The organism is Reticulibacter mediterranei, from assembly GCF_016587455.1.
Window position 1 is genome coordinate 3899943 of sequence record NZ_BNJK01000001.1, and the last position, 13794, is coordinate 3913736.

At 54.0% G+C, this 13794-nt stretch carries 12 protein-coding genes; 2 read left to right on the forward strand and 10 right to left on the reverse strand.

Annotated elements, in window-relative coordinates:
- Positions 1–35: 35 nt before the first annotated feature.
- The 3 genes from lon to K3T83_RS16830 form a co-directional block, all read right to left on the reverse strand.
- Positions 36–2600, reverse strand: a complete 2565-nt coding sequence (lon, locus tag K3T83_RS16820; RefSeq protein WP_220208246.1) for an endopeptidase La — start codon at positions 2598–2600, stop codon at positions 36–38.
- Between the two features lie 288 nt (positions 2601–2888).
- On the reverse strand, positions 2889–3356 hold the full coding sequence (locus K3T83_RS16825; protein ID WP_220204113.1) for an Hsp20/alpha crystallin family protein: 468 nt from the start codon (positions 3354–3356) through the stop codon (positions 2889–2891).
- Positions 3357–3560: 204 nt separating this feature from the next.
- Complete coding sequence (locus K3T83_RS16830) at positions 3561–3770, reverse strand: hypothetical protein (protein ID WP_220204114.1); 210 nt, start codon at positions 3768–3770, stop codon at positions 3561–3563.
- A gap of 325 nt (positions 3771–4095) precedes the next feature.
- Here K3T83_RS16830 and K3T83_RS16835 point away from each other — a divergent pair, with 325 nt between their 5' ends.
- Positions 4096–4533, forward strand: a complete 438-nt coding sequence (locus K3T83_RS16835; RefSeq protein ID WP_220204115.1) for a hypothetical protein — start codon at positions 4096–4098, stop codon at positions 4531–4533.
- A 129-nt stretch (positions 4534–4662) separates the two neighbouring features.
- Here the strand turns inward: K3T83_RS16835 and K3T83_RS16840 are convergent, their stop codons facing one another.
- From K3T83_RS16840 to K3T83_RS16860, 5 genes are all read right to left on the reverse strand, one after another.
- Positions 4663–5781, reverse strand: a complete 1119-nt coding sequence (locus K3T83_RS16840) for a hypothetical protein (protein ID WP_220204116.1) — start codon at positions 5779–5781, stop codon at positions 4663–4665.
- 365 nt (positions 5782–6146) lie between these two features.
- Positions 6147–6596, reverse strand: coding sequence for a hypothetical protein (locus K3T83_RS16845; RefSeq protein ID WP_220204117.1), 450 nt, complete (start codon positions 6594–6596; stop codon positions 6147–6149).
- 312 nt (positions 6597–6908) lie between these two features.
- Complete coding sequence (locus K3T83_RS16850) at positions 6909–8108, reverse strand: prenyltransferase (protein WP_220204118.1); 1200 nt, start codon at positions 8106–8108, stop codon at positions 6909–6911.
- A gap of 220 nt (positions 8109–8328) precedes the next feature.
- The gene (locus K3T83_RS16855; RefSeq protein ID WP_220204119.1) at positions 8329–8985 is read right to left on the reverse strand and encodes a translin family protein; all 657 of its coding nucleotides are present in this window, start codon (positions 8983–8985) and stop codon (positions 8329–8331) included.
- Between the two features lie 107 nt (positions 8986–9092).
- The gene (locus K3T83_RS16860) at positions 9093–9557 is read right to left on the reverse strand and encodes a hypothetical protein (protein ID WP_220204120.1); all 465 of its coding nucleotides are present in this window, start codon (positions 9555–9557) and stop codon (positions 9093–9095) included.
- Between the two features lie 188 nt (positions 9558–9745).
- On the opposite strand from K3T83_RS16860, the gene K3T83_RS16865 reads away from it, so the two are divergent.
- Positions 9746–11728, forward strand: a complete 1983-nt coding sequence (locus tag K3T83_RS16865) for a patatin-like phospholipase family protein (protein WP_220204121.1) — start codon at positions 9746–9748, stop codon at positions 11726–11728.
- 4 nt (positions 11729–11732) lie between these two features.
- Here the strand turns inward: K3T83_RS16865 and K3T83_RS16870 are convergent, their stop codons facing one another.
- Positions 11733–12530 (reverse strand): alpha/beta hydrolase, encoded by a 798-nt coding sequence (locus K3T83_RS16870; protein WP_220204122.1) that lies wholly within the window; start codon positions 12528–12530, stop codon positions 11733–11735.
- A gap of 235 nt (positions 12531–12765) precedes the next feature.
- A complete protein-coding gene (locus K3T83_RS16875) occupies positions 12766–13785 on the reverse strand; it encodes a zinc-dependent alcohol dehydrogenase family protein (RefSeq protein ID WP_220204123.1) in 1020 nt (339 codons plus the stop codon).
- Positions 13786–13794 lie beyond the last annotated feature (9 nt).

Consider the following 13794-nt stretch of genomic DNA (forward strand, 5'->3'; position numbering starts at 1 on the left):
TGCCCCGGAAACTACGAATTCCGGGGCATTATTGGCTAGGCTTTGGCAACCGCCTTCTCGCTTTTACGGCGGCGCGGACGCTCGCCGTTCTGCTCTTCGCCCCTGGCCTTCTCTCCCTTTGTGGAGGAAGGTTCAAGGGCGGCGTCAAGCACCTGGCGAATGTCGGTAGCGAAAACGAAGTGCATCTGGTCACGCAGTTCTTTGGGCAGATCTTCCATCAGGTCAGCCTCGTTTTTCTTCGGCAGAATGACGGTGCGAATGCCCGAACGATACGCCGCCAGCACCTTCTCTTTGACACCACCAATCGGCAGTACCTTGCCGCGCAGCGTGATCTCGCCGGTCATCGCCACATCCGAGCGCACCTTGCGCCCACTCGCCAGCGAGACAAGAACGGTGGTCATGGTCACACCCGCTGAGGGGCCATCCTTTGGAATAGCGCCCGCCGGGACATGAATATGGACGTTCTGATTCTCAAAGACGTGTTGTGGCAGGCCCAGCGATGTCGCGTTGGAACGCACATAGCTCAGGGCAGCCGTTGCCGATTCTTTCATCACATCACCCAGTTGGCCCGTCAGGATCAGGCGCTCCTCTTTACCGGGCATGGTAGCCGCCTCGATAAAGATGATCTCGCCTCCAACCGCAGTCCAGACCAGACCGGTTGCAATGCCGGGTCGGTCGATGCGCTCGGCAGCTTCCTCAAAGAAGCGCTGGCGACCCAGGTAGTCGCTTACTGCATCGGCGGTAAGCTGAATCGGAGCTTCTGTGCCTTCTGAAATCTTCTTCGCCGCTTTTCGGCAGAGCGAACCAATTTCGCGCTCCAGATTACGTACACCGGCCTCACGAGTGTAATCGCGGATCACGCGCCGGATCACATCGTCATCCAGTTCCAGCTCTTCCTTGCGCAGTCCATTCGCCTCAAGCTGCTTGGGGAGCAGGTAGTTGCGCGCGATGTGGACCTTCTGCTCTTCGGTATAGCCCGACAGCTCTAGAATTTCCATGCGGTCGCGCAGCGGTGCTGGGATCGGCTCCAGCGCGTTGGCCGTAGCTATAAACATCACTTTTGACAGGTCAAAGGGCAGGTCCAGGTAGTTATCGCGGAAGTTGAAGTTCTGTTCTGGGTCCAGCACTTCCAGCAGGGCCGACGAAGGATCGCCACGCCAATCCGCGCCAACCTTGTCCACCTCGTCCAGCATAATTACCGGATCGTTGGTATCGACGCGGCGCAAGGTTTGAATGATGCGTCCAGGCATTGCGCCGATGTAGGTGCGGCGATGACCGCGAATCTCGGCCTCGTCACGAATGCCACCCAGCGACATACGCGCGAACTTGCGACCGAGCGCACGCGCAATCGACTGGCCCAGCGAGGTTTTACCAACTCCTGGAGGGCCAACGAAACACAGAATCGGCTCACGGTTTACAGCGCGCTTGGCTTCCTGATTTGCCAGCGGTTGCGTTGGAGTGATGTTTTCAACCTCCACGCCCTCCTCGACGCTGCTGATCTCCTGCTCACGCTCGCGTTCCTCAGCCTGCCGCTCCTCTTTCAGATGGCGCACGGCCAGGTATTCCAGCACGCGGTCTTTGATCTTTTCCAGATCGTAGTGATCCTGATCGAGTACCTCGCGCGCGTGTTTGACATCGATCTTCTCGCCGGTGCTGCGGCTCCAGGGCAGGCTGACCAGCAGTTCGACGTAGGTGCGAATGATGCTATACTCTGGCGAGGCGGTCGGCAATTTTTCCAGACGTGAAAGCTCGCGGTTGGCGTCTTTGAGCGCCTCTTCAGGCATTTTCGCCTCGTCGATCTTGCGCCGCAGTTCGTTAATCGTAGCCTGCTCTTCGCTCTCCTCGCCCAGTTCGCGCTGAATTGCCTTGAGTTGTTCGCGCAGCAGATATTCGCGCTGCACTTTGCTCATCTCTTCCTGAGCACTGGTCTGGATCTTCTTGCCCAGTTCGAGGATCTCCAGTTCATGAGCCAGGAAGCTGCTCAATTGCACCAGCTTTTCGCGCACCGAATCCAGTTCGAGCAAGTTCTGGCGCAGTTCCAGCTCCATCTGAACGAAAGTGGCGATAACGTAAACCACCTGACGCGGCTCTTCCAGATTCAGGGTAGCGGCGGCTACCCCTTCGGGCATATTTTGCACCAGGGCGACCAATCGCTGGAAGTAGCTAATGACGTTGCGCTTGAGCGCCTCGGTCTCGTTGCCCTCTTCCTGCACATCGGGCTTGAGGGTGACATGCGCGGCCAGATAGGGCTTCTCCTGTGTGAACTCGCCGATGACGACGCGTTCGAGACCCTGGACCGCGATTTGTAGCGTTCCATCGGGCATACGGAACATGCGACCGACGCGTGCTACGGTCCCGATTTTGAAAATCTCGTCCGGTCCCGCCTGTTCGATATCGGCGGACTTTTGCGCGACCAGCGCGACCAGACGATCCCCGCGCATCACATCGTCGATGAGACGAATAGAGCGCTCCTGTCCGATGCCAAGCGGCTGAACCGAAAATGGATAGACAACCGTATCTTTTAGCGGCAAAACCGGCAGCACATCGGGAATGGTCAACCCCTCCTCCTCGTCCTGACGGCGGCGACTTGACTCCTCCATACGCGCCACTTCTTCTAAGACAGAGGATGGCTCCGACTCATCAATGGGAGGAACCTCTTCTGTCGGGTTGGAGTCTTCACTATCCTCGCGCTTCTCGGCCTCATTCTCCTCTACGCTCGCAGCAGGAGTCTGATCTTGCTCTTCATGGCTATTTGCAGAAGTTTCTGCTTGCTGTTCGTCAGACGCGGCATCAGATTCGGGACTACCAATAGTATCTTCTTGTCGTTCAAGTTCTAAATCTGTATGTTCTTTTTCCATATAACCTTCTCTACATAGCGCAAGGTAGTATTACGCTTCAGGATCACTTCGTTGAATATAGACACGCTCAGGCTTGCTCTCTGGTAACTTTGGCAGGTCTACCCATAGGAAACCATTCTCATAACGAGCCATGACGCTCTCCCGATCAATGGGGGAAGAGATAAAAACCTCCAGGCGGAACGGGCCATAACGAATTTGAGCTTCATGATAGAGGTTTTCCTGAGTTGCATGATGATCATGTCGCTCACCGCTGACAACCAGGGCATCTTCGTAGAGCGTTACCTCTATCTCTTCCTCTTTCATCCCGGCCAGTTCGACCTTGATAGTCAGCATCTCGGCCGATTCTAATATGTCGGCCATAGGTCGCCACGTGCTGGAAAAATGGACCATTGATTGTTGACTCTGGCGCAACGCATCGTTTAAAAGACGCCGATAGTGCTGCTCCAGTTGTTTTTGTGATCCATCTATATAACGATAGGTCACATGCCTATAACGCATTCGCATCCTTGTTACCTCTTGGGAAACGGCTACTTAATTCTTGTTATTTCCCTTTTGTGTTTCCCCTTTGTTGTATATAACCCGAAACAGGGTGCAGGATAATCCGTAATACGATGCGACCTCATGGATTGAAAAAGGCAAAAGTGGAAGGGCCATCTCACTTTTGCCTTTTGCCATGCTTCTGTTTTCAATGAGACGCGCCACCTACGAGAGGGGAAGGTCTTTTTCTCCATCGGCGAGCGCTTTCTGGCAGTCCGGGCAAAGGTATTCATACTCGGATAGGCTGTCAGAGGAAAGCGGATCGCTCTCTATGATTCTGGCATCCCGCAAACGTGTAGGTTTTTCACATCTCGCACAGCTTACATATGGTTCAGAGACAGCGGTGCGTCGTGTTCCTAGAATATCTTCCTGCATAACCGACTCCTTATCTGTTCATGGTCAGTTGGATTATGACTGGTTAGATATGGTAATACACGCATGAGTCAGGCGGCATGATCTCTCTATTGCTGGCAAAAAGATAGCGCCAGTTCGAGCATCAGCCGGGGGGTGTTCCGATTCCTGACCTCCTTGATTATGGCACGCAACCACTGAAAATGCAAGGGCGTTTGACGTGTTCCCGTTGATATGCTACTATGTTTCTATATTCCTCATTGGTGTTTATCTTAGCTCTGAACGCAGAGAGTGCGTGATTGCAGGATAGCCAAACGCTATCTCTACAACTATGAGGGCAAAACGTAATATGATCACGCAAGCGCTTAAACGCTGGTTGCAAAAACTGTTTGCATGGTGGCCCTGGAAAAGTGCCCCGGCAACAGGCTATTCACAGGCCGTGAGAAACACGGGCGCGGCACAGGAGACGGTGTGGCGGACGACGATGGAAGGGCCACTACCGCAGGCAGGGATGATGTCGGTAGCAGTGGAACAGGACGAAGCCGTCCCCGAACAGGGCTGGCTGCTGGCCTCAGCCGAGGATCGCTCCGAACGCCCTGCACAGCCAGTTTCATCAACGGCGGAACATAGCGAATCCACCACCGGCGACCTATCTGCTCCTTCCCCAACGTTTGAACAACAACTGGCATTTCTGCATTATCTGGTGAAGCGTGGCCTCGTCAACGAAGGCTTCACGGAAGGGCAGGTGCCAAAGCAGTACAGACGTAAATATGAGAAGGAGAAGTAACGCCGCTTTCCCATAGAGAGGGAATCAACGAAATGTTGGGGCGCGGCAGAGATGCGCTCGCTTCCGTCACTGACTTCTTTTTTAGCACCTCTGCCACTTCACGAATCTTGGGTTGATTCTCTTTCAATCTTAGCTATTTTTTGCGCCTTCATCGGCAGCCGAGAAGCCCTGCGCTCTTGCCTCTTCCTCCGAACCGAAGTAGACGAGATCCGTTGGACTGCCTGTTACCCCTGGTTGTGGCTGCAACTTGTCCAATGGCGTCTCCACTGGATAATAGCGCCGTGTGCTGACAACGCCAACGAGAGTGGCATCGGCAGGAACGGTCTCCCCAGTTGTCGTCTCACGCTTTTCTGGTGCCACAACACCGTGCTTAGTGCTGATCGGCTCGGTCGTTTGCACAACATTGCCATTCAGTTCGCTAGAGGGCGTTGCCGCCAGAAGTCCGTCGTCGGCTGGCCTCGTCTCGCTGTTCAGATCTTTATAGCCGTTGGGTGACAGCAAGATATGTTGATCCGCCTCTTCTTCCTGACCTCCAAACAAGCGCCTGCGAATAAACACATACACGATGGCAGTGGCTGAGATCAAGCCGACGCCGAAGCCCAGGATAGCCCAGGCCCGTCCATTGCGCTCCACCAGCTCTTGTGTGAACTCCTGGCTACGCCTCAATAGATCTTGCGAGATCTTCTCGCTGCGCCGCGTCAATTCTTCGCTGGCCTGCTGGCTCTGCTTCGTCAGACGGCGAGCTGCTTTCTCGCTCTGCTTGCGCATAGTTTTGGCGGCCTTCTCGCTCTGCTTTCTGAGCTGCTTGATAGCCTTCTCGCTTTGTCTCAGCATCTCTTGCGAAGTCTGACCGCCACGTCCGATCAGGTCGCGGGTCAACTCGCCGCTGCGATCAATCAGATCGTGGGTGACTTTGCTACCGTGCTCTGTCACGCTCTGTGAAAGCCTGTTACCACGTTCACGTAGGTCAGCGGCGAGGTCTTCGCCGCGCCTGACCAGGCTTTGCGTATAGGGCAATTCCAGCAACGACTCGCTAAGAGATGGCTTGACCGTCGCCTCCTGATCTGGCACCACAACGACGGCTTTGGTATCGGGTTCCGCCGCTCCTGCACGGGCCTGCTCGCGCTCCAGTTTTGTTCGCTCTAAGATTGTATTAATAGCGGGTCCAAGTACAGTAACGGCGAGGAACCCCACGCGCAACCAGCTGCCGATGCCCCCACCGGATCGCTGATTATTGTTCGTACTCATTGAAACCTCCTCAAAATGCTCTTTTCCTTCTTCGTACCCACACATCCCTCCATGCCCTGTACACCGCAACTCAGCAATCATTACAGGGCCATCGCAACACGGGGTATAGTATGACAGCTTGTGTCACACGATGTCAAGGAAGATTAAAGAAGATGCACACACTAGATAGTATCCATTTAAATACTATTACGGATGAGGGAAAGAGGAGGGTTTCAACGACCCGATGCCCTGTGCGACGTTGCCAGGGTCAGGTCTCTTGCTCAACGATAGGAACTGATGAAACAGGTGAAATATTACAGATAGCGCTGATTCTTGCTACTGGCTACATCTCCCTCTCTTTGCACAGCTTGTTCTCGCGCCTCATATTAGAAGTCCTCAGAGGCAGATTCGCTCAACTGGAGGACGAGACGACAGAAATGAAGCATGGCGGAGGCAGATTCCAGATAGGCTTCGTCGCTCGCTGCGGCCTGCTGGGTCACTGTGGCCCGACGCCGTAAAGCACGTAAGACGACCATAACATCTTCTTTGAGGGAGGGTTCGAGGGAGCCGCGTTGCATCAGAAGAACAACCTGACTTACAATTGTATCAACTTCGCGACGCATGCTGTTCAAATCTTGCTGCCATACATCGTCATCGTCTCTGTTACTGCCACCACTTTCTGCGCCCCAGGGTTGAGCATCCGCATATGGCTCGCGCCGCCTGGCATCGCTACGCATTGGCTTACGCAGCGGGCGGAGGTGAGCCTCATCTGGTTCTTCTTGTTTTACGCCGAGTTCACGAAGTAGCACGGCCAGTTCTTCTTCCCAGCCAGCCATAGAACACCTCCTTGTGAAACAACCGCAAACAGTGATCTGAGCCTGACTCTCAAGACCGTAAGGCTTTGTTCAGTAGAGGAGACAACATCCCCACCAGAGCAGTCTCATCTGTTCTTGTCCGAAAGCCTATCCGAAGTGTAACACAGTGTATCATCCTTGTAAATGGCCTGAATGGTTATAGTTTGGCCCATTTTATGTAGGACTCGGACCTTGTATAAAAACAATCTCACCCCTCTCTAGGCGAGATTGTTTTCTCAAGCATAATCGGTATATTAGGATTTTAACAATTCTCCCAAGCCGTCGTAGGTCATATCATGCGAGATGGAGTAGATGGAATGGGATGACGGGCAACAGGGGATACAGGGCAGAAGCCAGCAAAGCCGCAGCCAGCAACAATCCAAAAGCAGTTGTCAGCTTCAATAGCTCCTGCATGACGAGATGGAAGCCCGGCGAGGCGTCTGTACGCAGGATGCCGCTCACGATAACGGTCAGACCGGGCAGCGTCCAGAACGTAATCAGGATCAGATGGACGGTGCCATGTGGAATGCCGAGGGCGAGAATGACGATATAGGCAGCCAGCACCAGAGCCAGGAACCAGGCGCGTCCCCAATCTACGCCCAGCAGGGCGGCGATGGTACGCTTGTTGGCCTGAGCATCGCTCTCCAGGTCGCGCATATTGTTGGCATGGATCACGGCAGCTGCCAGCAGCCCCAGCGGAATGCTATAGATCAGGACGTTGCGACCAATGCTCCCAGTCTGCACCATATACGCGCCAAGCGTAATCAAGGGACCATAGATGATAAAGCCGATCAGTTCGCCGAGGGCCAGCGAAGAAAGGGCACGTCTGGGTGCGCTGTAGAAATAGGCGCAGAGCAAACCAATCAGGCCGAATAACAAAACCAGTGGCCCTCCCTGCCAGCCAACAATCAAACCCAGCACGGCTCCAAGCGCAAGCGCAACGGAACTGACAGCCAGCACGCGCGTTGGCTTGACCAACCCCTGCTGAATCAGTCCACCAGGGCCGAGCGGATTACTGGTATCGATGCCATGCACATAATCGTAGTAGTCGTTGAGCAGATTTGCGCCTATTTGCAAGAGTAGCACGGCAAGGATCGTGCCGATAAAAGACGCAAGATGAAACGTCCCAAAGGGATTTCTTGTTGTCATCGTCGGTATCCAGGCGAGAACACCACCGAGCAGTACCGGCATAAGCGGTAGGGATAGATACGCTGGTCGAACGCCCTCTTTCCAGATCTGGAGCCATTCGCCAGGACCGCGATGATATTCTGATGGTTGCACAACTAAAGGCTCAGGCATACTTACTACTGGCGTCGAAGCGACGGAGCGCACGGCAACCTCTGGTTCCAGAGCATTAATTGCCTGCATCGGCCCCAGAGGAAGCGTTGGAACCTCTTCGGCCTGCACGGCATCCGCCATTACAATTTTAGTTGAACTTGTCGTTTTCGGCCCAGAAACGATCTCTTCTTGATTCTCTACTTTTTCGTCTTCCATACGCCCCCCTCCTGGCGCGTTGAAATCGAACAACTATGTTCTTTTTCGTTGTTCTCGCGGGAAATATCGGATATTCGCTTCTTGAAAAACTTGCGGCTATGTTCATATTCTCTTACCACATCGCTCTGCAAGAAAATTCCCCCATTAACCATACGAATAGATACTGTTGATAGTATACAGAGACAGGAAAGCGAGATGACTCACTTTCCATGTTATCATATCACGATTCGGGTGAGATCTGGTGCTTTTTTAGCTCTTGCTGTAAAGCGAGCATGGAGCGCTGCAAGTGTGCCTGGCTAACAGCGGTAGTGAGATCACCGCGCGTCTTCTCAAGGATGCCGCGAGTGGCATCGGTGGTACGGCGCAGCCCGGACGTGATCGCGTCGGGAAAATCGACCGAGATGAGGACGGCGTAGATATCGTCCATATAGTGCAGGAAGGTTTCGCACTCTTCAAAATTGTCGTGACGTAATTGATCTAGCACATAGCGCCTCAATTCGCCCACAGCTTCCCCCAGGCCATTGAGATAGGCGGCCCAGCCAACAGAGAGCGATTCGGCGCTGGGCAAGGCGCGATGGCGGGTCAACGCGGCAAAGGTAACGGCTTCCGTATATTCTTTCTGAGCATCCTGGACAAAACCTGCATAATAGATGTCCTGGTGGTTGCTCAGATCTTCGATCATTTCTGCAATGAGGGCCGCCGCCTGGGTCGTCAATTCTTCAGCAAGTTGAAATTCGTGACGATGGGTGGCGCGAATGCTGTTGGCGCAATGACGTATGGCGGCCCTGGATTTGGGCAGGGCTTTCTCACGAGCGGCATGTTTGAGCGATAGGTGTTGAATCGCATCTCGTGCAATGGCGTCTATGTTTTCTGGCATACCAGTCTTCCTTTCTTTTCTGAAAGATAGTTTACCATAGCCTGCTTTCGGCTTCCATAGAACGCCTTTTTCGACTATATTCCCCATAGATTGAAGACAGTATTTTTTTATTGATGCCTGGTCTGGATTTCGTCCTGCAAGAGCAGAGGGTAAACCTCAATTTCTGATGGAAAACTCATGTATTGCAGATCACCCGACCAGAACAGTTGCTTCATCATTTCAGCAACAGCATAGAGCATGTGTTGCAGGTTAGCTTCGCGTCCATGCTCATAGGCGGCGCTTCCCTCATACAGAGACAGTTCGTTGAAGCAGCTATTGAGTGGAGTACGTGAACTCAGGCGCACCAGGAAAATGTCCATCTTGACGCGGCCCTTATCGACCGGAACCATCACGCGTAGCTCTGGCCTGCGTTCAACGATGTCCAGGCGATAGAAAACGCCGTAATGGTCGCGCGAAGCCTGAAAGATAGAAACTTCGGGGATTGCATCGCTATTCAGTTGTCTGTCTTCGGGACGTTCCATTTCCACTCCTAATCCTGCCAGAAAATCTTCAAATTGCTCGTCGATATTCATATAATCCTCTCCCATTCTCGCAGCGGTAGTAACCTGCCCTTTATCGTGTTATTCCGAACTGCGAAATGAAAAACGGAAATAGCCTGACCTTAAAGAATATGTTTGATATACAAAGAAACATTTTGCATGTTGGTGATATAGTGTGGTCACAATCATTACCAGGGCTGTTATCAGGAGCAAATAATGTCATGTGCACTCTAGAACTCCATAATTTGATAGGAGCCAGTCCGCTCTTTCGCCATATGCAGCCACAGGAAGCGGAAGCTATAGTGGCGCGTTTGCAACCTGTCCAGTTTGCCTGTGAGGAGCGCATCCTGGAACAGGGCGTCTGGCATGGACGGCTCTATGTGGTGCAGTCAGGACAGGTGAGCGTAATTTTACAAGATCAGGATCAGGATGCGCATCACACTGCATATGTTGTGGCAACGTTGGGGCCAGGCGAGTGCTTTGGTGAGATGTCGCTGCTGACCGGAGAGCCACCCAACGCAACCGTGCGCGCCAATTGTGATGTCACGCTCTGGTCGCTCTCTCAGGCAGATTTCATCGCGTTGATGGCAATCTGCCCGACGCTACTCCGCAATATTAATACCATTCTCTCTCAACGCCTGACGAGTGCGAACCAGTATCTCCTCGCGCAACAAACGGCAGAGATCGTCCTGTTAACTCAAATAGAAGCTCCCGAAGCACCCATTGAGCGCAACCTCTCTTACCAGATCGCCGATGCCCTGGCACGCTGCTCTCATCAACGAGTACTCCTGCTGGAGCTTTGCGCGCAAGAGGAGGCGAGCGGCCCACATTTCGCAGTGCAGAGCAGGCAGATTCGTCCCGTTCTGCTGGCATGTCTCGGCGATCGTACGCTGCTGCACGAGCATCGCGCACCCCTCAGCACCAACGACGAACCCAATGTTCCGGCGATTGCCGCTCTTACAAAGACGCGCGAGGAACTGGCAGCGCTCACCGACTTCAATGTGCTACCCATGCTGAATGAGTTAGCCTCATACTACGATCATATGCTGCTGACAATATATCGACAGCCTTCGCCATCCTTACAAGCCATGCTGCAACAACTATCCGCTGGGACGCGGATCAAAAGGAGCATTACGCTGCTCTCCGCTGCGGCTCTGACTGGAGCATTGGAGCAGAAAGGGCAGTTGGATCTATTTATCACGCATGTTACGGAGCGGCCCACGATTGGCTTGCAAGATCATCATGCACAACAGGTCGGGCAAACAATCAAACGCCTGTTGCCAATGGATGATGCGTTGTTGCAAGAAAGCTGGCAACAGCAGCAGGCACTTTCCCAACTGGCTCCGAGAGCAGCTTTAAGCCAGGCCGTTCAGTTTGTGGCGCGGCATATTGCACAGCAGACAGTGGGCATCGCGTTTGGAGGTGGAGGGGCGCGAGGTTTTGCGCATGTTGGAGTGCTGGCAGGGCTGCTAGAACACGGCGTTCCCCTGGATTATATCTCGTCCTGTAGCATCGGCACGCTGGCACCGGGCATGCATTTGATGGGAAAATCGCTCGCGGAGATCGAGCAGGCGTTTCTGCAAATTCAGCAGCACATCGTGCAATGGCGTTTTCCGCGCACCTCGGTTTTCTCCAATCGCGGCATACGGATGATGCTGCGTTCGCTCTGCAGCGATATCCGTTTTGAAGACCTTGAGACGCCATTCGCGGTAGTGGCTGCGGACCTGAGTACACGTTCGGGTGTTGTGATGGAGCGCGGCCCGTTGTGGCTGGCAGGGCTGGCAAGCGTCTCACTGCCGGGCATTTTCCCGCCAGTGATAGTCGGCGACCACATCCTGGTTGATGCAGGGATGCATGATCCGGTTCCGATCCGATTGGTACGACAGATGGGAGCCGACATTCTGCTCGCCTCCGAACTGGGTGAGCAGGAGCCGCCAGCACTCACCAACGCAACGACATGGTTGCAACAAGCAGAAAAGCGGCCACGCGCTCCCCATATCGTCGATACGCTGCTGCGCTCGTACGATCTGGCAATGGCTACCGTTGGCATGCACAGTATTCGCGAAGCAGATGTTGTGATTCGTCCAAAGCTGCATCGCGTCTCGTTGCGCCAGTTTTCGGAGGGGCGCAAGTTTATTCTCGCCGGGCGCGAGGCGGTCGAGCAGGTGTTGCCCGCGCTCCGCCAGCGTTTGCCCTGGCTTTGATCCGCTATTTGCCCTCGCTAAGCCACGCCAGACAGTCGGACCACCAGGGGTTGCGATCATCAAAATCCATATGCCCAAACCCTGCAACGAACTTGACCTGAACATGGTCGCCGTTCTCTGGATAGGCTGCTTGTAACGCAGCCTGGAAACGCAGCGCTCCATCTGGCGGCACATGAGTATCCTTCTCGCCACAGATGAAATGAATAGCCGGGCCATGTGCAAAGGCGCTCAGGCGCGTCAGCGGATTGAGCCGATCGTAGAAATACTGAGCATAGGCATCTGGTGTACCTGTCGGTAAGAGCACACCAGGCTCCGAGATGTTTTGCATGCCTGGACGCAACCAATCAGGCGTTGCAACAATCGCTGCAACTCGCTCGATACGATGGTCGATACCAGCTGCGGCAACGCTGATATCTCCTCCCATTGAAACGCCACCAGTATACACATGCGGCTCAACATTCAGCGTTGCGACGGCCCAATCAATGACTCGCAGCATATCCAGCGCACTCTGCCCCAGTATGGGCCACATATTGCGTCGAAAGTTGCCAAAAACGCGCGCGATTAGCTCCTCTTCAGACTCGTTGCCTCGCTCGCCATGTTGCCAGGGATCAAAGCTGAGCGCAACAAATCCCGCCGCCGCAAGATCCTGCAAATAGGGAAGCATAAGCTCTTTCGTACCGCTGAATGGAGGCACAAAGACTATTAGCTGGCGCGTGGAACGGCGCGTTTGCGGCTCACACCAGAGCGCAGGGATATGATCGATCCAGGCTGAGTTGGTCGAGAATTGCGAAATATTACTCATATGCTCCTCCTGATTGCATGCTATACATGCTACATCCACGCTCTGGGGTGAGGCCGAAAATGACAGGGGCGATGGCTGGTCCTCGCCCGTGGAGACATCACGCCGCCTGGAGAGCCGGGTAAGGACCAACCATCGCCCCTGTCATTTTCGAGTGATCCTTTCTCCATTTCATACCGTAGATGCTACTAATGACGATTATTGAATATATAACGCCATCTGTCGTAAATTGGTCGCTTTAACTATGGTTGATTACCACCTTTCCCAACGGTTGCTGTTCTTCATAGTAACGATACGCAGCCTTTGCATCGGCGAAGGGAAACACGCGGTCGATCACCGGCTTGAGCTGGTGTTGCGCGATGGCCTGATTCATGGCGATAAAGTGGGCGCGGCTACCGGCAAAGATGGGGCGCAGGGTGACGAGGTTGAAGAAAAAAGATCCGATATCAATCTTTGTCACATCGCTAGGAAGCCAGCCAATCAACACAACCTGTCCTGAAATTGCGGTTGCCTTGATCGATTGCTCAAGTGTGGCGGGATTGGTGGACTCAACAACGTGATCGACACCGTGACCATCTGTTATTGCGCGCACCGCTTCATCCCATTTGGGTGTCGTGCGGTAATTGACAATCTCGTCGGCCCCTAGCGCTTTGAGCCGTTGCGCCTTCTCCTCACTCGATGTGGTGGCAATCACGCGCGCACCAAAGAGTTTGGCGAACTGAAGGGCATAAAGGGAAACGCCCCCTGAACCCTGAACGAGGACGGTTTCGCCTACCTTGATTGGACGGCTCCCACCAAACAGCGCGTTCCAAGCAGTGACGCCAGCGGTAGGCAGCGCTGCGGCCTCTTCAAAAGAAAGGTGGTCGGGAATATGGACGATCCATTCTTCATTAAAGACAGCATATTCCGCCAGAAGACCATCCAGCGAGCCGCCAATCTGTGCTGCATAATCCCATCCAGGGAAGGCGAGGTCGTCAATCCACAGTGGCAGAGGAGTTGCCGCAACCCTATCGCCAATTTTGGCACGAGTGACGCCCGCGCCAACGGCCACAATCTCGCCTGCTCCATCTGCCAGCGGGACAACATCAGGCTTGATCGGCAAGGGATAGGTTCCCCACAGGATAGCCAGTTCGCGATAGTTCATTGCGCTGGCTCGCACTCGCACCAGCACCTCATGAGGTCCAGGTACAGGAACGTCGTGTTCCCTCAACGTCAAACTGGCAAGGCCTGCGCCTTTATTGGCATGATAACTTTTCATTTCATTCAC